The following is a 19,253-nucleotide window of genomic DNA, read 5'->3' as shown; positions in this document are numbered from 1 at the left end:
CGGCTTGTCTTTGGAATACGGCCATGAGCTTGAAGTGCGGGATTGTAGGTTTGCCGAACGTTGGAAAGTCCACGCTTTTCAATGCCTTGACCAAGGCCGGGATTGCCGCCGAAAACTATCCCTTCTGCACGATCGAACCCAACGTGGGGATCGTGGAACTGCCCGACCCGCGGCTCGCGCAGCTGGCGGAGATCGTCAAGCCCGAGCGCATCGTGCCAGCCATTGTCGAGTTTGTCGACATCGCGGGCCTGGTGGCCGGTGCGAGCAAGGGCGAGGGCCTGGGCAACCAGTTCCTCGCGCACATCCGCGAGACCGACGCCGTCATCAACGTGGTGCGCTGCTTCGACGACCCGAACGTGGTGCACGTGGCGGGCCGCGTCGACCCGGTGGCCGACATCGAGGTGATCCAGACCGAGCTGTGCCTGGCCGATCTCGGCACGGTGGACAAGAGCCTGGCGCGTTATTCGAAGGCGGCGAAATCGGGCAACGACAAGGAAGCCGCGAAGCTCGTTCAGGTGCTCACCAAGGTGCAGGCGCACCTGAACGAAGGCAAGCCGGTGCGCACGCTGCCACTCAATGACGAGGAACGCGCGCTGCTCAAGCCCTTGTTCCTCATCACGGCCAAGCCCGCGATGTTCGTCGGCAACGTCGACGAGAACGGCTTCGACGACAACCCGTACCTGGACAAGCTGCGCGAGTACGCGGCGAAGCAGAACGCACCGGTGGTCGTGATCTGCGCCAAACTCGAAGCCGAGATGGCCGACATGAGCGAGGAGGACAAGAAGATGTTCCTCGCCGAGATCGGGCAGGACGAGCCGGGCCTCAATCGGCTGATCCGCGCCGCCTTCCGGCTGCTCGGCCTGCAGACCTATTTCACGGCGGGCGTGAAGGAAGTGCGTGCCTGGACGATCCACGTCGGCGACACCGCCCCGCAGGCCGCGGGCGTGATCCACACCGATTTCGAGCGCGGCTTCATCCGCGCCCAGACCATCGCCTTCGACGACTTCATCGCCCACAAGGGCGAGCAGGGCGCCAAGGATGCGGGCCGGATGCGCAGCGAAGGCAAGGAGTACGTCGTCAAGGACGGCGACGTGCTGAACTTCCTCTTCAACGTGTAGGGAAGATGTAGACCAGCGCATACGTGTAGACCACGTAGCGGATCAACTTGCCCAGCGCCATGTAGAAGGTGCATTGCCAGAACGGCAGGCGCAGCCATCCGGCGACGGCGCACAGCGGATCGCCGATCACCGGCAGCCACGCGAGCAGGCAGGCCTTGGGGCCCAGGCGTTCGAGCCAGTCGAGCGCCTTGGCGTGCCACTTCGAATGCGCGTACTTGTCGGCGATCTTGTGCGCGCCATATCCCATCCACCAATCCAGCACGCCTCCCAGCGTGTTGCCCGCGGTCGCGACGACGATGGCGCTCCAGAACAGTTCGGGGTTCAGGCGCAGCAGGCCGTACAGCGCCGGCTCCGACGCGACCGGCAGCAGCGTGGCCGAGATGAACGACGCGATGAAGAGCGTCGCGAGGCCGTAGCGCGGCAGCGCCAGCAGGTTCAGTAGCGGAGCCAGCCAGTCCATGCGGCGCAGATGATGCACTGAAAATTTCAAGCATCGCGAACACGCACGCACATACGCAGTTTTTTATTTCAGCCCATGGGATGGGGCGGGCATACAATCGTGCCTCATTTTTCAGCAGCCCGCCTTTCCACCCGCATGAACATCGGCCCGCATTCCCTGGCGAACAACCTGTTCGTCGCGCCGATGGCGGGCGTCACGGACCGGCCGTTCCGCATGCTGTGCCGCGCGCTCGGCGCGGGCCATGCGGTGAGCGAAATGGTGACCTCGCGCAAGGAGTTGTGGACGAGCCTCAAGACCTCGCGCCGTGCCGACCATGAAGGTGAGCCGGGCCCGATCGCGGTGCAGATCGCGGGCACCGACGCGCCGATGATGGCCGAGGCGGCCGTGTACAACGTCGAACGCGGCGCGCAGATCATCGACATCAACATGGGTTGCCCCGCCAAGAAGGTGTGCAACAAGTGGGCGGGCTCGGCGCTGATGCAGGACGAGCCGCTGGCCATCGCGATCGCGTCGGCGGTCGTGCAGGCGTGCGCGCCGCATGGCGTGCCGGTCACGCTCAAGATGCGCACGGGCTGGTCGCAGTCGCACAAGAACGCCGTCGCGCTGGCGCGTGCCTTCGAGAGCGCCGGCGTGCAGATGCTCACGGTGCACGGCCGAACGCGCGAACAAGGCTATGGCGGCCAGGCGGAGTACGACACCATCGCGGCGGTGAAGGCCGCGGTGCGAATCCCCGTGGTCGCGAACGGCGACATCACCACGCCCGGGAAAGCGCGCGATGTCCTCGCGTACACGAAGGCGGATGCGATCATGATCGGCCGCGCCGCGCAGGGGCGGCCCTGGATCTTCCGCGAGGTCGCGCACTTCCTCGGGACCGGCACGCATCTCGCGCCGCCGCTCGTCGCCGAGGTGAAGCGCCTGCTGCTCGACCACCTGCAGGACCATTACGCCCTGTATGGCGACTACACGGGCGTGCGCAGCGCGCGCAAGCACATCGGCTGGTACGTCAAGGTCTTGCCGGGCGCCGAGGCGTTCCGCGCGCGGATGAACACGATCGAGGATGGCGCGCTGCAGTTGCGCGCCGTCGCGGATTACTTCGACGAACTCGCGCTGGCCGGCGATCGCATGCCGGCAGCGGCGCAGGGGTGCGACAACGAAGAACAGGCAGCGGAGACTGTGGAATGAGCAAGAAGCACATCGAGGAGTGCGTGCGCGCGAGCCTGGAGGGCTACTTCAAGGACCTGCGCGGCACGGAACCGGACGGGATGTACGAGATGCTGGTGAAGGTGGTGGAAAAACCGCTGCTGGAGGTGGTGATGGCCAAGGCCGACCACAACCAGTCCAAGGCCGCCGAGTGGCTGGGCCTCAACCGCAACACGCTGCGCAAGAAACTGGTCGAGCACCGGCTGCTCAAGTGAAGAACATGAACGCACTGATCTCCGTTTCCGACAAGACCGGCATCGTCGAGCTCGCGCAGGCGCTGCACGCGCTGGGCGTGAAGCTGGTCTCCACCGGCGGCACCGCCAAATTGCTCGCCGACAAGGGCCTGCCCGTCACCGAGGTGGCGGAAGTCACCGGCTTTCCCGAGATGCTCGACGGCCGCGTGAAGACGCTGCACCCGAAGGTGCACGGCGGCCTGCTGGCGCGCCGCGACGTGCCGGCGCACATGCAGGCGCTGAAGGACCACGGCATCGCCACCATCGACCTGCTGGTGGTGAACCTCTATCCGTTCGAGGCGACGGTGGCCCGGCCCGGCTGCACCCTGGAGGATGCGATCGAGAACATCGACATCGGCGGGCCGGCGATGGTGCGCTCGGCGGCGAAGAACTGGAAGGACGTCGGCGTGCTCACCGATGCATCGCAGTACGCGCCGGTGATCGGGGAACTCAAGGCGAAGGGCAAGCTGTCGGACAGGACACGTTTCGCACTCGCGGTCGCGGCGTTCAACCGCATCAGCGACTACGACGGCGCGATCAGCGATTACCTGTCTTCCATCCAGGAAGATGGCTCGCGCAGCCTGTTCCCCGGCCAGGCCAATGGCCGCTTCGTGAAGCTGCAGGACCTGCGCTACGGCGAGAACCCGCACCAGCAGGCCGCGTTCTACCGCGACCTGCATCCGGCGCCGGGCTCGCTGGTGACGGCCAGGCAGCTGCAGGGAAAGGAGCTCTCCTACAACAACATCGCCGATGCCGACGCCGCGTGGGAGTGCGTCAAGAGCTTCGACGCGCCGGCCTGCGTGATCGTCAAGCACGCCAACCCGTGCGGGGTGGCCGTGGGCAAGGACCCGCTCGAGTCGTATTCGAAGGCTTTCCAGACCGACCCGACGTCGGCCTTCGGCGGCATCATCGCCTTCAACCGCCCGGTCGATGCCGCGGCGGCGCAGTCCGTGAGCAAGCAGTTCGTCGAGGTGCTGATGGCCCCGGGCTTTTCCGCCGAGGCGCTCGAGGTGTTCAAGGCCAAGCAGAACGTGCGCGTGCTGGAGATCGCGTTGCCCAAGGGGGGCGACAGCCGCAACGCCATGGACCTCAAGCGCGTGAGTTCCGGCATCCTCATGCAGACGGCCGACAACCACGAGCTGAAGCTCGCGGACCTCAAGGTCGTGACCAGGAAGCAGCCGACGCAGGAAGAACTGCAGGACCTGCTGTTCGCCTGGACCGTGGCGAAGTACGTGAAGTCCAACGCGATCGTCTTCTGCAAGGGCGGCATGACGATGGGCGTCGGGGCCGGGCAGATGAGCCGGCTCGATTCGGCGCGCATCGCCAGCATCAAGGCGCAGCACGCGAAGCTGTCCCTGCAGGGGACGGTGGTCGCGAGCGACGCGTTCTTCCCGTTCCGCGACGGCCTGGACGTGGTGGTGGATGCGGGCGCGACCTGCGTCATCCAGCCGGGCGGCTCGATGCGCGACCAGGAAGTGATAGACGCCGCCGACGAGCGCGGCGTCGCGATGGTGTTTTCAGGCGTGCGCCACTTCAGGCACTAGAGCGAGGACGCGAAGACCTCGCGCGCCGCCGCGATGGTCTGCTCGATGTCCGCCTCGGTGTGCGCGCTGCTCACGAACCCGGCCTCGTACAGCGCCGGGGCGATGTACACGCCGCGGTCCAGCAGCCCATGGAACAGCGCGTTGAAGCGCTGCGGGTCGCTTTTCATCACCTGCGAATAGTTCTGCGGCAGCTGCGGAAGCAGGAAGAAGCCGAACATCCCGCCTTCGCAGTCGGCGCTGAAAGGCACGCCGGATCCGGCCGCGGCCGACTTCAAACCGTTCACGAGTGTGGCGGTCTTGGCTGCAAGAGTGCCAAAAAATCCCGTGCGGGCGATCTGTTGCAAAGTCGCGAGTCCGCACGCCGTGGCGACCGGATTGCCCGACAGCGTGCCGGCCTGGTAGACCGGGCCAAGGGGCGCGAGCTGCTCCATGATCGCGCGCGGCCCGCCGAACGCGGCCAGCGGCATGCCGCCGCCGATCACCTTGCCGAGCACGGTGAGGTCGGGCGCGAAGCCGGGGATCGCCCTGGCGTACACGCTTTGCGCGCCGCCCAGCGCGACGCGGAATCCCGTCATCACCTCGTCCAGGACCAGCAGCGCGCCGTGCTGCGTGCACAGCTCGCGGCAGCGGCGCATGAACGGCAGCGAGGCGCGCACGAAATTCATGTTGCCGGCTATCGGCTCGATGACGACGCAGGCGAGATCGCGGCCGTGCAACGCGAAGGCTTCCTCGAGCTGCTGCACGTTGTTGTACTCGAGCACGATCGTGTGCTGCACCACCTCGGCCGGCACGCCCGCGCTGGTCGGGTTGCCGAACGTGGCGAGGCCGGAGCCGGCCTTCACCAGCAGCGCATCCGCGTGGCCGTGGTAGCAGCCTTCGAACTTGACGATCTTCGTGCGGCCGGTAGCGCCGCGGGCGAGGCGGATCGCGCTCATCGCCGCCTCGGTGCCGGAGCTCACGAGCCGCACCATCTCGACCGAGGGCACGTGTTTCACGATCTCCTCGGCGAGCTCGACCTCGCGCTCGGTCGGAGCACCGAACGAGAAGCCGTCGCGTGCGGCCTTCTGCACCGCCTCGAGCACTTCGGGGTGGCCGTGGCCGAGGATCATCGGGCCCCAGGAGCCGATGTAGTCGATGTAGCGCGTGCCGTTGGCGTCCCAGAAGTAGGCGCCTTGCGCGCGCGCCACGAAGCGCGGCGTGCCGCCGACGGCACGGAAGGCGCGCACGGGCGAGTTCACGCCGCCCGGGATCAGCGCGCGGGCGCGCTCGAAGAGTTGCTGGTTCTTGTCAGTGTTTGGTGTCATGGGCGGGCATGTCCAGGACCTGCAGGGCCTGGGCTTCTTCCTGCGTGAGTTCGCCCGCGTCCTCGCCCTCGGGCTGCGCCCAGAACAGGCGGTCCGGCACGACGTTGCCCATGCCCGGGCGGAAGCCCGCGTCGAGGCAGCGGTCGAGGTAGGAGAGCGATTCGGTCGCGGCGGCGGCAAGGTCCGAGCCGCTGGCGACCAGCGCCGCGAGCGCGGCGGAGAGCGTGTCGCCGGCGCCGGAGAACACCGCCTCGAAGCGCTCGAACTTCTCGCTCGCGAGCACGGCCTGCGGCGTGGCGAGCACGTTGTCGATGAACTGGTCGGGCAGCGGCACGCCCGTCACCAGCGTGTAGGGCACACCCATGTCGGCAGCGGCCTTGGCGATGTCGCGCGCGCCCGGCGCGCGCTCGCCGCTCCAGTCCGGCAGCAGCCAGCGCCACAGCGTGCTGTGGTTTCCCACCAACACGGTGGTCTGGGGAAGCATCAGTTCGCGAAAGGCGTCGAGGTACAGGTCGATCTGCGATTCATCCCACCACGCGAGGTTCGGCATGTAGGCGATGACGGGCACTTCCGCATAGTCGGCCGCGATCTCGGCGATGGTGCTGATCGCCTCGGGCGTGCCGACGAAGCCCACCTTGAACACCTGCGCGGGCACGTCCTCCAGGATGGCGCGCGCCTGCTCGGCGACCGCGTCCTCGTCGAGTGCGAAATGGTCGAACACTTCGGCGGTGTCGCGCGCATAGGCGCCTGTTACAACCGGCAGTGCATGCGCGCCGACGGATGCGATCGCCGTGATGTCCGCCGCGATGCCTCCGGCGCCGCTCGGGTCGCTGGCGTTGAACACGATCACGCATGCGGGATCGGTGTCCTGCGCACCTTGCTCGTCGTCGTTTTCCGGGGGATTGGGGTTTGTCATAAGCGGGGTTCTTTTACCCGCCGGCACCAGTGGCGCAGCTCTTGCGAAGGCCCTCGATACAATCGTTGCATTCTATTCGAAGGCCCTTTAAGCTGTGACCGAGACGAGTACCAAAACCTGGATGTGTCTGATTTGCGGGTGGATCTACGACGAAGCCGCCGGAGCCCCTGATCATGGCATCGCCCCGGGAACGCCCTGGTCCGAAGTTCCGATGAACTGGACCTGTCCCGAGTGCGGTGCCCGCAAGGAAGATTTCGAGATGGTGCAGATTTAAGGAGGGTGGCACCGGGAATATCTTGGGCTGATGCCGCCACCGATGCAGTTACAAATATGAGGAGCAGCGTCAAGTGAGCACGACTGGCTTGAAGGTGCTGGTGATCGACGACAGCAACACCATCCGGCGCAGTGCTGAGATCTTCCTGAAACAGGGCGGTCACGACGTGCTGCTCGCCGAAGACGGATTCGATGCGCTGGCCAAGGTCAACGATTACCAGCCCGACCTGATCTTCTGCGACATCCTGATGCCGCGCCTGGACGGCTACCAGACCTGCGCGATCATCAAGCGCAACGCGAAATTCGCGAACACGCCGGTGGTGATGCTGTCCTCGAAGGACGGCGTGTTCGACAAGGCCCGCGGCCGCATGGTCGGCTCGCAGGATTACCTCACCAAACCGTTTACGAAGGACCAGTTGCTGCAGACGGTGCAGCAGTTTGGCGCCGCGCAGGCCCAATAAGGAGTGATGTCATGGCAATACAAAAAATTCTCGTTGTGGACGATTCGAAGACCGAACTGATGTTCATGACGGACCTTCTGCAGAAGAGCGGATTCAAGGTGAAGACGGCGGAGAACGCGGAGGACACGTTCAAGCGCCTGGCGGAGGAAAAGCCCGACCTGATCCTGATGGACGTCGTGATGCCCGGCCAGAACGGCTTCCAGCTCACGCGCGCCATCACGCGCGACCCGCTGTATGCGGACGTGCCGATCATTATGTGCACGAGCAAGAACCAGGAAACGGACCGGGTGTGGGGAATGCGCCAGGGCGCGCGCGACTACATCACGAAGCCCGTCGACGCCGACGAGCTGATGGCCAAGATCAAGGCGCTCGGCTGACGCGCCCGCGCCAAGAACAAGAAGCATGGCCAACCGCGAAGCGCTGCGAGAGCTCCAGGCGCGCCTGGCGAACCGGCTCCAGGCCGCGCGCACGGAAGGCGTCCAGGCCTCGTGGCTGGCCGTCGAATCCGGCGGCAGGAAATACCTGTTCCCGCTCGCGCAGTCGGGCGAGATCTTTCCGTTCGCCAGTGCGCAGCCGGTGCCGTACACGCAGGCATGGTTCCTGGGTGTGGCGAACCTGCGCGGCGGCCTGTACGGCGTCGTGGATCTGACGAGTTTCGTGGGCGGGCAGGCGCCTGCCCAGCGCTCCGACGCGACCCGGGCCGAGTCGCGCCTGGTCGCGCTGAACTCCTCGCTCGAGATCAATTGCGCACTGCTGATCGACCGGCTCGCCGGCCTGCGCAACATGGACGCGTTTTCCACTTCCAGCGCGCGCCCCGAGGGTGCGCCGGACTACTTCGGCAGCGGCTACACCGACGCTGCCGGCGCCTACTGGCAGGAGATCGACCTGCAGGCGCTCGCCCAACAACCCCAGTTCCTGAGCATCGGCGCCTAGGCGCCCATTGACAGCAAGGCACGCACCATGTCCGTCGTTGAGAAACTCTCCAAACTGTTCTCCAAGAAGTCCGAGGAACCGCAGGCGGAAACGAGCGGCGACTTGAGCCTGGGAACGCCCGACGCCTCGCTGGACCCGATGGCCGGCTCGCCGGCCGATCCGGACAGCGTGGGCGACGATTCGATCCTCTCACCCGAGGAGGCCCAGAAGGACCTGATCTCGGTGCCGGTGCTCGGGCGCCGCTCGGTGGTCGTCCACCAGCGCATCCTGTTCACCTTGCTGGCGACCTCGCTGGTCGTGCTCGGTGCGGTGGCGTTCTTCGCGGTGAACCAGGCCAACCGCGTCGCGCAGCAGGTGGCCGGTACCGGCAACTCGCTGATGCAGTCGCAGCGCCTCGCCAAGTCCGTGTCCCAGGCGCTGGTGGGTTCGCCGCAGGCGTTCCCGGACGTGAAGGAAGCATCCGACGTGCTGGCCAAGCAGGTTCGCGCGCTGAAGGCCGGTGACGAGTCGCTCAACCTGCAGCCGGTGTCCGAAGTGCTGCAGGAAGACGTCGACAAGATCTCGCCGCTGATGGAACGCGCCGAGAAGAACGCCGGCACCGTCATGGGCCAGCAGAAGATCCTGACGCAGGTGGGCTCGGCCCTTCGCACCATCAACCGCCAGTCGTCGGACCTGCTGGAAATCGCCGAGACGGTGTCGTCGCTCAAGCTGCAGCAGAACGCGCCGCCGGCCGAGATCTCCGCCGCCGGCCAGCTGGTGATGCTGACGCAGCGTATCGGCAAGTCGGCCAACGAATTCCTGACGATGGAAGGCGTGTCGCCCGAGGCGGTGTTCCTGCTGGGCAAGGACTTGAACTCGTTCAAGGAAATCGCGCAGGGCCTGCTCGACGGCAGCCCCGAGTTGCGCCTGCAGGGCACCAAGGACGCGCAGACGCGCGAGCGCCTCGACGCGCTGCTCAAGCTGTACGAACAGACCCGCACGCAGGCCGGCGCCATCCTGGGCAACCTGCAGGGCCTGGTGTCCGCGCGCGAAGCGCAGGCGGCGATCATCGCGGACTCCGAGCCGCTGCGTAAGTCGCTGGAGGACCTGCAGGGCAAGCTGCAGGCGCAGACGGGCCTGGGCGCCGGCGCCCTGGCTACCCTCGCCGTGTCGGCCCTGTTCGCCATCCTTTGCTCGGTCGGCCTGGCCTTCGTGCAGCTGCAGGACAGCCGCAAGCGGCAGCTGGTCGCGGAACAGCAGCGGCTGGAAGCCGAGCGCCAGGAGCAGGAAGCCAAGCGCGTGAACGACGCGAACCAGGCGGCCATTCTGCGGCTGATGAACGAGCTGCAGACGGTGGCTGAAGGCGACCTGACGCAGGAAGCGACCGTGACCGAGGACATCACGGGCGCCATCGCGGACTCGGTGAACTACACGGTGGAAGAACTGCGGCAGCTGGTGGGCAGCGTGCAGAGCACGGTGACGAAGGTGGCGGCCACGACGGCGCAGGTGGAATCGACCTCCACCGAGCTGCTGGCGGCTTCCACCGAGCAGCTGCGCGAGATCCGCGAAACCGGCCAGTCGGTGCTCGACATGGCGACCCGAATCAACCATGTGTCCGGCCAGGCGAACGAATCGGCCCAGGTGGCGCGCCAGTCGCTGGCCGCCGCCGAGCAGGGCCTCACCGCCGTGCAGAACGCGATCGGCGGCATGAACTCGATCCGTGACCAGATCCAGGAAACCTCCAAGCGGATCAAGCGGCTGGGCGAGTCGTCGCAGGAGATCGGTGAAATCACGGAGCTGATCTCGGACATTACCGAACAGACGAACGTGCTGGCCCTGAACGCCGCCATCCAGGCCGCGTCGGCCGGTGAAGCGGGACGAGGCTTCTCGGTGGTGGCGGAAGAAGTGCAGCGCCTGGCCGAACGCTCCGCCGACGCCACGCGCCAGATCTCGGCGCTGGTGCGCGCGATTCAGACCGACACGCAGGACGCGGTCGCGGCCATGGAACGCTCCACGCAGGGTGTGGTGGAAGGGGCCAAGCTGTCCGACAACGCGGGTACGGCGCTCACCCAGATCGACCAGGTGTCGCGCCGGCTTGCCGAGCTGATCGAGACCATCTCGAAGACCGCGGCCAGGGAAGCCGAATCGGCCAACGTCGTGGCCGGCAACATCCAGCACATCTTCGCCGTGACGGAGCAGACCGGCGAAGGTACCCGCTCGACGGCGCAGCAGGTGCGCGAGCTGACCCGGATGGCCGAGGAACTGCGCCAGTCGGTGGCCCGATTCAAGATTGCGTGACGCAGTGACCTTGCCGCGCCGCGGCGAGGTCACGCGCGCGGCGCATCAGAGGAAAGCACGATGGAAGCAGGACACGACCTAGACCTGGCCACCAACGACCTGGGGCCCTTGGCCTGGGTGCTGGACGAGCTGCGCAAGTCGCTCGAATCCGCATCGGCGGCGCTGCGACGCTTCGTGCGCGACACGGCGCTCGCACGCGGGACCGACATGGCCGGCGTCGACGGCGGCCAGCTGCGCATCGCGCGGCAGCAGTTGCACCAGGCCGTCGGCGCACTGGAGATGGTGGGCCTCGCCGCCCCCGCGCACATGCTGCGCTCGATGGAAGCCGCGGTGCATCGCTTCGTCGAAAAGCCCGAGATGTGCGACGAGCAGTCGGCCGCGAAGGTCGAGCGCGCGGGCTTCGCCCTCACCGAATACCTGGAAGCCGTGCTGCTGGGCAAGGCCGCGTCGTCGGTCGCGCTGTTCCCGCAGTACCGCGCCGTGCAGGAGCTGGCCGGCGCCGACCGCGTGCACCCGGCCGACCTCTGGTCGCTCGAGTGGCGCTGGGCCGAGCCGAAGACGCCGCGGGCGCGGCACTCGGTCGTGTACGACCCGGCGGTGCGGTCCAGGTTGGACCAGGGGGTGCTCAAGCTGGTGAAGTCGGGCGATGCCGAGGCGGCGCGCGGCCTCGCGGACCTGAGCCTGTCGCTCGCGTCCACCCAGCCGGCCCGGCAGCCGAAGGTGTTCTGGAAGATTTGCGCCGCCTATTTCGAGGCGGTGGGCGCGGGCCTGCTGCCGCTGGACATCTACGTCAAGCGCGCGGGCTCGCGCATCCTGCTGCAGTACGCGTCGCTGGCCAAGGGCGAGATGGGCGTGTCGGATCGCCTGGCGCAGGACCTGGTGTTCTTCTGCGCGCAGGCGGTGCCGCCGGATGCGTCCGCCACGCCCGCGCTGGCGGCCGTGCGCGAGGCCTGGGGCCTGGCGCGCTTCACGCCGGTCGACTACCAGACGCCGCAGTACGGCCGCTTCGATCCGATGCTGCTGTCGCAGGCGCGCAAGCGCGTCGCGGCGGCGAAGGAAACCTGGTCGACGCTGTCGGGCGGTGACGCGAGCAAGCTCAAGGCGGTGGCCGACCAGTTCCACCTCGTGAGCGATGCGCTCGCCAAGCTGCATCCGAAGGGCACGGCGCTCTCGCAGGCGCTGAGCGGCATCGTGGACACGGTGGTGCGCACGGCGCGCCCGCCGAGCGCCGAGGTCGCGATGGAGGTCGCCACCGCGATCCTGTATCTCGAGGCGAGCTTCGAGGACCTCGACACCTCGGATGCCCACCTCGCCGAGCGCACCGCGAAGCTCGCTGCCCGCCTCGACCAGGCGCGACAGGGCGCGCAACCGGCGCCGCTCGAGCACTGGATGGAGGAGCTGTACCGCCGCGTCAGCGACCGCCAGACCATGGGCAGCGTCGTGGGCGAATTGCGCGGCACCCTGGGCGAGCTCGAGAAGCAGCTGGACCAGTATTTCCGCAACCTCGCGGACAAGGCACCGCTGGCCGACGTGCCGAACCACCTCGCGCAGATGCGCGGCGTGCTCTCCGTGCTGGGCCTGGACCAGGCCGCGCATGCCGTGCAGCGCATGCGTGAGGCCGTCGAGGAAATCATCGTCACCGAGGTCGACGAGGACCGCGCACGGGCCGCGGGCACCTTCGAGAAGCTGGGGAACAACCTCGGCGCGCTCGGCTTCCTCATCGACATGCTCAATTACCAGCCGTCGCTGGCCAAGAAGCTGTTCGTCTACGACGACACGACCGGCGAGCTGCGCCCGCTGATGGGACGTGTCGCGCATCCGCAGGAAATGGAAGCGGCGGAATCGGACATGGCCGCCCTCAGCGAACAGGTCGACGCGGTGGCCAGCAACCTGGCACCGCTGGAAACGCCGCAGGAGCTCGGCGAGAAGCTCGATCGCCTGGCCGCTCAAGCCGTGCTGGCCGAAAAGCCCGCGATCGCGAATTCCGTGCGCGAGGCCGCCGCCGCCGTCGCCCAGGATCCCTCCAGCACGACGGCCGTGCTCACGCAACTGGCTGCCGCCGTCAAGCCCGCGGCACCGCTCGTCGCGCCCCCGCCGACCGAACCCGACATCGAGGAAGACGAGCTGCTGGGTATCTTCCTGGAGGAAGCGCGCGAAGTGGTGGCCAACGGCCTGGCCGCGATCGACGCGCTGGCGGCGCAGCCGAGCGACATCGCCGAGCTCACCACACTGCGCCGCGCGTTCCACACGCTCAAGGGCAGCTCGCGCATGGTGGGCCTCAACGAATTCGGCGAGGCGGGCTGGGCCATGGAGCAGGTGCTGAACACCTGGCTCGCCGACCAGAAGCCCGCGCACGACGAATTGCGCGTGCTCGCGCGCGAGGCCATGCAGGGCTTCGCGCGGTGGGTGGAGGACATCGCCGGCCGCCGAGCCGACGCGTGGAAGGCCAGCTTCTTCCGCGGCCCGGCCGACGCGATGCGCACGGAAGGCCGGCTGGTGCCGCTCACGTTGCCGGGCGAACAGGCGGCGGTCGAGGACATCGAGACGATCGAGGTGGTGGAAGCCGCAGCCATGCCCGAGCTGGCGCCCGAGCCGTTGATCGAGATCCCGGCCGCGCCCGCCGAACCCGCCGCGGTCGAATCCATCGAGGCGATCGAGCTTTCTTTCGACGAGCCGCTGTCGTTCGGGACCACGCAGGTGATCCGCGGCGAGCCGCCCCTGGTCGCCGAGATTTCCGCGGCCGAACTGCCGCCCGATTTCGATTTCTCGCCGACCAGCCCCCAGTCGCTGCGCGACGAGGTGCCCCTGCCGGTGCCGGAGCCGCTGGAAATCGACGGCATCGACTTTGCGAGCCTCTCGGCTGTGTCCGGTCTGGCGCCCATGCAAGCCGAGCCGGAAACGACGGAGCCCGCCGCCGAGAGCGACGAGCAGGTGAAGGTGATCGGCAGCCTGCGGATCGGCATCCCGCTCTACAACGTCTACCTGAACGAGGCGGACGAGTGGTCGCGCCGCCTTGCGACCGAGCTGGCCGAATGGGCGCTGGAATTGCACCAGCCCGTGCCGGACACGCCGGTGGGCCTGGCGCACGCGCTGGCCGGCAGCTCCGCCACCGTCGGCTTCCAGAGCCTGTCGGAAATCGCGCGCGCGCTGGAGAATGCGCTCGAATACACTCAGCGCCTCGCGTGGGCCACGCCGCAACACGGCAAGGCCTTCACCGAAGCGGCCGAGGAGATCCGGCGCCTGTTGCACCAGTTCGCCGCCGGCTTCCTGAAAGATCCCAACCCCGCGGTGCTGGAGGGGCTGGAGGCACTGAAGACGCTCGACATTCCCGAGCGCGCCGAAGCGACCGATTCGCGCTCGCCGCCGGACATCGAGGCGTTCGAGTTGGACATGCCGCAACTGGCGGTGCCCGAGCCCGAACCTGCACCTGCACCTGCACCTGCACCCGCGGCCGTGGTGGCCGCCAAGGCGCAGCCGGTGGCGCCCGTGCAGCCGCTCGCCCAACCCGTCGTCAGCCGGCCGGTGCCCGCCCGACCGGTGGAGGTCATCGAAGGGGAAGAGGACATCGACGTCGCCGACGCGGTCGACCCGGACCTGTTCCCGATCTTCGAGGAGGAGGCGCAGGAGCTGCTGCCCCAGCTGGGCGGCGCGCTGCGCCAGTGGTCGGCGCGTCCCGACAACCGCGGCGCACGCGACGAGGTGCTGCGTGCACTGCACACGCTCAAGGGCAGTGCACGGCTGGCGGGCGCGTTGCGCCTGGGCGAACTCGCGCACCGCATGGAGTCGCACGTCGAGTCGCTCGGCACCGAGTCGGCGACGGGCGCGGACATCGACCCGATCGTCCATCGCTTCGACGGCATCCAGTCGAATTTCGATGCCCTGTGCGCGCGCATCGCCGCGGGCGAGCAGGCGGCTCCGCTGGAGACCGCGCCGGAGCCGATCGCGCCGGCGCCAGTGGCCCCCGTGGCGGAGGCCTTCGTACAGGTCGAGGCACGGCAACTGGCGGCCATGCAGGCGCCGCAACGCGCCCTCATTGCGCAACCGGCCGGCACTCAGGTCGTCGCGCCGCGCGCGCAGGCCGGCCAGGCCGTGCGCGTGCGCTCGCAGCTGCTCGACCGCCTGGTGAACCAGGCCGGCGAGGTGATGATCACGCGTTCGCGCCTGGAGCAGGAGCTGCGGCAATTGCGCGGCGCGCTGACGGACCTCACCGGCAACCTCGACCGCCTGCGCAACCAGCTGCGCGACATCGAGCTGCAGGCCGAAACCCAGATGCAGTCGCGCCTCGCGCAGGCGCAGGAACTCGGGGCGGCGTTCGACCCGCTCGAGTTCGACCGCTTCACGCGCGTGCAGGAACTCACCCGCATGATGGCCGAGTCGGTGAACGACGTGGCCACCGTGCAGCGCAATATCCAGCGCACGGTGGAAGCGACCGAAGACGACCTGGTCGCGCAGGCGCGCCAGACGCGCGAGTTGCAGCGCGACCTGCTGCGCACGCGCATGGTGGAGTTCGAAGGCATCTCCGACCGCCTCTATCGCGTGGTGCGCCTCGCGTCGAAGGAGACCGGCAAGCAGGTCAAGCTGGACATCACCGGCGGCTCGATCGAAATGGACCGCGGCGTGCTGGACCGCATGACGCCCGCCTTCGAACACCTGCTGCGCAACTGCGTGGCGCACGGCATCGAGGACCCGGCGGCGCGGACGGCCGCGGGCAAGGACGCGTCGGGCACCATCGTGATCAACCTGCACCAGGAAGGCAACGACGTCTCGGTCGAGTTCCGGGACGACGGCGCCGGCCTGAACCTCGCGCGCATCCGCGAGAAGGCGCGCGAGCAGGGCCTCATCGCGGCGGGCCACGACGTGTCGGATGGCGAAGCCGCGCAGCTGATCTTCATGCCCGGCTTCTCGACCGCCTCGCAGGTAACCGAACTGGCCGGCCGCGGCATCGGCATGGACGTGGTGCGCGCCGAAGTGAACGCGCTGGGCGGCCGGATCGAGACGGCGACGACCCCCGGCCAGGGCACGAGCTTCAAGCTGGTGCTGCCGCTGACCACCGCCGTGACGCAGGTCGTGATGATCCGCGCGGGCAATCTTTCCATCGGCGTGCCTGCGAACCTGGTCGAGATCGTGCGCCGTGCCCCCGCCAAGGAGGTCGAGCTGGCCTACAACGGCGGCAGCTACGATTTCGGCGGCGAGCCGTTGCCGTTCTTCTGGTCCGGCGCTCTGCTGCAGTCGTCCACGCGCAGCACCGAACCGGTGGGCAAGACGCTGCCCGTGGTGATCTTCCGAAGCGCCGCGCAGCGCATCGCCGTGCACGTCGACGAAATCCTGGGCAACCAGGAAGTGGTGGTGAAGAACCTCGGGCCGCAGCTGGCGCGCCTGCCGGGCCTGGCCGGCATGACGCTGCTCGCGTCCGGCGCGGTGGTGCTGATTTACAACCCGGTGGCGCTGTCCACCGTGTACGGCGAGCAGGCGCGCGCGCTCAGCGCCGACCACGCGCAGCCCGAGGTGATCGAGAAGCGCGCGGCCGAACCGGCCAAGCCGCTGATGCCCGCGGCGCCGCAGGTGCCGCTGGTGCTGGTGGTGGACGATTCGATCACGGTGCGGCGCGTGACGCAGCGCCTGCTGCAGCGCGAGGGTTACCGCGTCGCGCTGGCCGCCGACGGCCTGCAGGCGATCGAGCGGCTGGCGGAAGAGCGGCCGGCCGTCGTGCTGTCCGACATCGAGATGCCGCGCATGGACGGGTTCGACCTCGCGCGCAACATCCGGGGCGATGCGGCCACCAAGGACCTGCCCATCATCATGATCACCTCGCGCATCGCGGAAAAACACCGCGAGCACGCGAAGGAACTGGGCGTGGACCACTACCTCGGCAAACCCTACTCCGAAGAGGAGTTGCTGTCGCTCGTAAAGCACTACTGCACGCAGCCTGCGATGGTGTAGACAGGCCCACCCCCGAAGCGCCTGCGGCGCCTCCCCCTCAAGGGGGCGCTGCCAGCGGCCCGGCAAAGCCGGTTCCGCGGCTGCCCCGAAGGAGCCTTAAAATACGTGCATGCCTTCCGATGCTGCAGCTGACTCGATCAACCTGACGCATCACTTCCTGATCGCGATGCCGGGCTTGCAGGACGAGTCGTTCGCCCGCAGCGTCGTGTACCTGTGCGAGCACAGCCCGCGCGGCGCGCTGGGGCTGGTCATCAACAAGCCCAGCGACATCAACCTGCGCCACCTGTTCGACAAGGTGGACCTGCCGCTCTCCCGTGACGACCTCGCCGGCACCCCGGTGTTCCAGGGCGGCCCGGTCCAGGTCGAGCGCGGTTTCGTGCTGCACGAGGCCGTGTTCAAGGGCGGGGAGGCCGAGCCGCAGGAGACGGTGTACGCGTCCACGATGACGATCCCCGGCGGCCTGGAGATGACCACGTCCAAGGATGTGCTCGAGGCGATCTCCACCGGCGCCGGCCCGCGCAAGGTGCTGGTTTCGCTCGGCTACTCGGCCTGGGGCGAGGGCCAGCTCGAATCCGAGCTCGCCGAGAACAGCTGGCTGACCGTCGGTGCTGACGTGTCGGTCATCTTCGACACGCCGGTCGACCAGCGCTACGAGAAGGCGCTGTCGCTGCTCGGCCTGCAGCCGTGGATGCTCACCACGGAGGCGGGGCACGCATGATGGGGCGACCCATCGACATTCCCCCGCACTTCACCACCTTTTTAGCTTTCGATTTCGGCGCGAGGCGCACCGGCGTGGCCGTGGGCAACCGCATGCTGCGCACCGCCACGCCGCAGCCGACCATCCGCGCGGACTCGACCGACGCCCGGCTGGCCGCCGCGCAGGCGCGGGTGCGCGAATGGCAGCCCGATGCGCTGGTCGTGGGCGTGCCCTTCCACCCCGACGGCGCCAGCCACGACAATACGGCCCGCGCGCGCAAGTTCGCCCGCCAGCTCGCCGCGCGGGTGAAGCTGCCCGTCTACGAGGTGGACGAGCGCTACAGCACGACGGAAGCGCTGGGCGGCGGCGCGGCCGACGCCGATGCGGGCGCGGCGTGCATCATCCTCGAACAGTTCCTCAGGAGCCTGCCATGAAACTCACCCTCGACGCCGAAGCGCTCTACCAGGAGCTCGTGCGCGGCGTGCAGCAGCTCGGCGCCGGCCAGGCCAGGCTGGTGGGCATCACCTCCGGCGGCGCGTGGCTGGCCGAGCGGCTGCAACACGACTTGAAGCTCGCGGGCAAGGCGGGCGTGATCTCCTCGGCGATGCACCGCGACGACTTCGCGAAGCGCGGCCTCTCGGGTGCGGGCCAGCAGACACAACTCGATTTCGACGTCAACGACGCGCACATCATCCTGCTCGATGACGTGCTCTACACCGGGCGCACCATCCGCGCGGTGCTCAACGAGCTGTTCGACTACGGGCGTCCCGCCAGCGTGAAGCTGGCCGTGCTGGTGGACCGCGGCGGGCGCGAGCTGCCGGTGCAGGCCGATTACGCCGCCGCCCGCGTGGCCCTGCCGGCCACGCAATCGCTCGCTCTCGCACGGGGCGACCACGGCAAGTTCAGTTTCAAGGTGGAAGGAGAAGCGAGCTGATGCTCCACAAGAAGAATCCGCAACTGAACCGCAACGGCGAGCTGATCCACTTGCTGTCGGTGGAAGGCCTGCCGCGCGACATCGTCACGCACATCCTCGACACGGCGTCGAGCTTCGTGAGCGTCAGCGACCGCGAGGTGAAGAAAGTACCGCTGCTGCGCGGCAAGAGCGTGTTCAACCTGTTCTTCGAGAACTCGACCCGCACGCGCACGACCTTCGAGATCGCCGCGACGCGCCTGTCGGCCGACGTGATCAACCTCGACATCGCGCGCTCGTCGGCGACCAAGGGCGAATCGCTGCTCGACACCATCGCCAACCTCTCGGCGATGGCCGCCGACCTGTTCGTCGTGCGGCACAGCGAATCGGGCGCGCCCTACCTGATCGCGCAGCATGTCGCGCCGCACGTGCACGTGATCAATGCCGGCGACGGCCGCCACGCGCACCCCACGCAGGGGCTGCTCGACATGTACACCATTCGCCACTACAAGAAGGACTTCGCCAACCTCACGGTGGCGATCGTCGGCGACGTGCTGCACTCCCGGGTCGCGCGGTCCGACATCCACGCGCTCACCACGCTCGGCTGCGCCGAAGTGCGCGTGGTCGGGCCCAAGACGCTGGTGCCGGGCGACATGGCGCAGATGGGCGTGCGCGTGTGCCATACGCTGGAAGAGGGCATCAAGGGCTGCGACGTGGTGATCATGCTGCGGCTGCAGAACGAGCGCATGAGCGGGGCGCTGCTGCCGAGCTCGCAGGAGTTCTTCAAGAGCTTCGGGCTCACGCCGGAAAAGCTGCAGCTGGCCAAGCCCGACGCGATCGTGATGCACCCGGGGCCGATCAACCGGGGCGTGGAAATCGATTCGGCCGTGGTGGACGGCAAGCAGAGCGTGATCCTGCCGCAGGTCACCTTCGGCATCGCGGTGCGCATGGCCGTGATGAGCATCGTCGCGGGCAACGAGGCATAAC

General features: G+C 68.0%; 17 protein-coding genes. 14 read left to right on the top strand and 3 right to left on the bottom strand.

The features are described 5' to 3' along the window. The first annotated feature begins 23 nt into the window (after nt 1–23). Complete coding sequence (gene ychF / locus AC3EF3_RS16940) at nt 24–1,118, top strand: redox-regulated ATPase YchF (protein WP_488533313.1); 1,095 nt, start codon at nt 24–26, stop codon at nt 1,116–1,118. On the opposite strand, the gene AC3EF3_RS16935 is transcribed toward ychF, so the two are convergent. Then, nucleotides 1,108–1,578, bottom strand: a complete 471-nt coding sequence (locus AC3EF3_RS16935) for a YqaA family protein (protein ID WP_488533312.1) — start codon at nt 1,576–1,578, stop codon at nt 1,108–1,110. The two genes, ychF and AC3EF3_RS16935, sit on opposite strands and share 11 nt — an antisense overlap. A gap of 135 nt (nt 1,579–1,713) precedes the next feature. Between AC3EF3_RS16935 and dusB the strand changes: the two genes are divergently transcribed. Genes dusB through purH form a run of 3 tightly spaced genes read left to right on the top strand, consistent with a single transcriptional unit; the run spans nt 1,714 to nt 4,555 of the window. Then, entirely contained in the window at nt 1,714–2,760 is a 1,047-nt protein-coding gene (gene dusB, locus AC3EF3_RS16930) for a tRNA dihydrouridine synthase DusB (RefSeq protein WP_488533311.1), read from the top strand. Further along, nucleotides 2,757–2,993, top strand: a complete 237-nt coding sequence (locus tag AC3EF3_RS16925; protein WP_488533310.1) for a Fis family transcriptional regulator — start codon at nt 2,757–2,759, stop codon at nt 2,991–2,993. The genes dusB and AC3EF3_RS16925 overlap by 4 nt, the downstream gene beginning before the upstream one ends. A 5-nt stretch (nt 2,994–2,998) precedes the next feature. After that, a complete protein-coding gene (gene purH / locus AC3EF3_RS16920) occupies nt 2,999–4,555 on the top strand; it encodes a bifunctional phosphoribosylaminoimidazolecarboxamide formyltransferase/IMP cyclohydrolase (protein ID WP_488533309.1) in 1,557 nt (518 codons plus the stop codon). Here purH and hemL read toward each other — a convergent pair. Both hemL and thiD read right to left on the bottom strand, forming a co-directional pair. Next, the gene (gene hemL / locus AC3EF3_RS16915) at nt 4,552–5,859 is read right to left on the bottom strand and encodes a glutamate-1-semialdehyde 2,1-aminomutase (RefSeq protein ID WP_488533308.1); all 1,308 of its coding nucleotides are present in this window, start codon (nt 5,857–5,859) and stop codon (nt 4,552–4,554) included. The two genes, purH and hemL, sit on opposite strands and share 4 nt — an antisense overlap. Next, on the bottom strand, nt 5,843–6,775 hold the full coding sequence (gene thiD / locus AC3EF3_RS16910; RefSeq protein ID WP_488533307.1) for a bifunctional hydroxymethylpyrimidine kinase/phosphomethylpyrimidine kinase: 933 nt from the start codon (nt 6,773–6,775) through the stop codon (nt 5,843–5,845). The genes hemL and thiD overlap by 17 nt, the downstream gene beginning before the upstream one ends. Nucleotides 6,776–6,896: 121 nt before the next feature. Here thiD and AC3EF3_RS16905 point away from each other — a divergent pair, with 121 nt between their 5' ends. From AC3EF3_RS16905 to AC3EF3_RS16860, 10 genes are all read left to right on the top strand, one after another. Next, nucleotides 6,897–7,049: a rubredoxin gene (locus AC3EF3_RS16905; RefSeq protein ID WP_488533818.1), complete on the top strand. Its 153-nt coding sequence runs from the start codon at nt 6,897–6,899 to the stop codon at nt 7,047–7,049. A 73-nt stretch (nt 7,050–7,122) separates the two neighbouring features. Continuing rightward, entirely contained in the window at nt 7,123–7,509 is a 387-nt protein-coding gene (locus AC3EF3_RS16900) for a response regulator (RefSeq protein ID WP_488533306.1), read from the top strand. 11 nt (nt 7,510–7,520) lie between these two features. Further along, on the top strand, nt 7,521–7,886 hold the full coding sequence (locus tag AC3EF3_RS16895; protein ID WP_488533305.1) for a response regulator transcription factor: 366 nt from the start codon (nt 7,521–7,523) through the stop codon (nt 7,884–7,886). Nucleotides 7,887–7,911: 25 nt separating this feature from the next. Continuing rightward, nucleotides 7,912–8,442: a chemotaxis protein CheW gene (locus AC3EF3_RS16890; RefSeq protein ID WP_488533304.1), complete on the top strand. Its 531-nt coding sequence runs from the start codon at nt 7,912–7,914 to the stop codon at nt 8,440–8,442. A 27-nt stretch (nt 8,443–8,469) separates the two neighbouring features. Further along, entirely contained in the window at nt 8,470–10,719 is a 2,250-nt protein-coding gene (locus AC3EF3_RS16885; protein WP_488533303.1) for a methyl-accepting chemotaxis protein, read from the top strand. Between the two features lie 60 nt (nt 10,720–10,779). Further along, nucleotides 10,780–16,659: an Hpt domain-containing protein gene (locus AC3EF3_RS16880; protein WP_488533302.1), complete on the top strand. Its 5,880-nt coding sequence runs from the start codon at nt 10,780–10,782 to the stop codon at nt 16,657–16,659. Between the two features lie 109 nt (nt 16,660–16,768). Further along, nucleotides 16,769–17,377, top strand: coding sequence for a YqgE/AlgH family protein (locus tag AC3EF3_RS16875; protein WP_488533301.1), 609 nt, complete (start codon nt 16,769–16,771; stop codon nt 17,375–17,377). After that, entirely contained in the window at nt 17,374–17,790 is a 417-nt protein-coding gene (ruvX, locus tag AC3EF3_RS16870) for a Holliday junction resolvase RuvX (protein ID WP_488533300.1), read from the top strand. The genes AC3EF3_RS16875 and ruvX overlap by 4 nt, the downstream gene beginning before the upstream one ends. Beyond that, entirely contained in the window at nt 17,787–18,290 is a 504-nt protein-coding gene (pyrR, locus tag AC3EF3_RS16865) for a bifunctional pyr operon transcriptional regulator/uracil phosphoribosyltransferase PyrR (protein WP_488533299.1), read from the top strand. Before ruvX ends, pyrR begins: the two co-directional genes overlap by 4 nt. Further along, nucleotides 18,290–19,252, top strand: coding sequence for an aspartate carbamoyltransferase catalytic subunit (locus tag AC3EF3_RS16860; protein ID WP_488533298.1), 963 nt, complete (start codon nt 18,290–18,292; stop codon nt 19,250–19,252). Before pyrR ends, AC3EF3_RS16860 begins: the two co-directional genes overlap by 1 nt. Nucleotide 19,253: the final 1 nt, after the last annotated feature.

Source organism: Ramlibacter sp. GS1-15 (assembly GCF_057785015.1).
Note: the sequence above shows the minus strand (reverse complement) of the source record. Positions and strands in the feature narration are given on the sequence as shown.

Excerpts from the sequence above, each read along its gene's own strand:
- ruvX (WP_488533300.1), top strand. The coding sequence starts at position 17,374 with ATGATGGGGCGACCCATCGACATTCCCCCGCACTTCACCACCTTTTTA.
- AC3EF3_RS16885 (WP_488533303.1), top strand. The coding sequence starts at position 8,470 with ATGTCCGTCGTTGAGAAACTCTCCAAACTGTTCTCCAAGAAGTCCGAG.
- AC3EF3_RS16895 (WP_488533305.1), top strand. The coding sequence starts at position 7,521 with ATGGCAATACAAAAAATTCTCGTTGTGGACGATTCGAAGACCGAACTG.
- AC3EF3_RS16935 (WP_488533312.1), bottom strand. The coding sequence starts at position 1,578 with ATGGACTGGCTGGCTCCGCTACTGAACCTGCTGGCGCTGCCGCGCTAC.
- pyrR (WP_488533299.1), top strand. The coding sequence starts at position 17,787 with ATGAAACTCACCCTCGACGCCGAAGCGCTCTACCAGGAGCTCGTGCGC.
- hemL (WP_488533308.1), bottom strand. The coding sequence starts at position 5,859 with ATGACACCAAACACTGACAAGAACCAGCAACTCTTCGAGCGCGCCCGC.
- purH (WP_488533309.1), top strand. The coding sequence starts at position 2,999 with ATGAACGCACTGATCTCCGTTTCCGACAAGACCGGCATCGTCGAGCTC.
- thiD (WP_488533307.1), bottom strand. The coding sequence starts at position 6,775 with ATGACAAACCCCAATCCCCCGGAAAACGACGACGAGCAAGGTGCGCAG.
- AC3EF3_RS16925 (WP_488533310.1), top strand. The coding sequence starts at position 2,757 with ATGAGCAAGAAGCACATCGAGGAGTGCGTGCGCGCGAGCCTGGAGGGC.
- AC3EF3_RS16905 (WP_488533818.1), top strand. The coding sequence starts at position 6,897 with ATGTGTCTGATTTGCGGGTGGATCTACGACGAAGCCGCCGGAGCCCCT.
- AC3EF3_RS16890 (WP_488533304.1), top strand. The coding sequence starts at position 7,912 with ATGGCCAACCGCGAAGCGCTGCGAGAGCTCCAGGCGCGCCTGGCGAAC.
- AC3EF3_RS16860 (WP_488533298.1), top strand. The coding sequence starts at position 18,290 with ATGCTCCACAAGAAGAATCCGCAACTGAACCGCAACGGCGAGCTGATC.
- AC3EF3_RS16875 (WP_488533301.1), top strand. The coding sequence starts at position 16,769 with ATGCCTTCCGATGCTGCAGCTGACTCGATCAACCTGACGCATCACTTC.
- ychF (WP_488533313.1), top strand. The coding sequence starts at position 24 with ATGAGCTTGAAGTGCGGGATTGTAGGTTTGCCGAACGTTGGAAAGTCC.
- AC3EF3_RS16880 (WP_488533302.1), top strand. The coding sequence starts at position 10,780 with ATGGAAGCAGGACACGACCTAGACCTGGCCACCAACGACCTGGGGCCC.
- dusB (WP_488533311.1), top strand. The coding sequence starts at position 1,714 with ATGAACATCGGCCCGCATTCCCTGGCGAACAACCTGTTCGTCGCGCCG.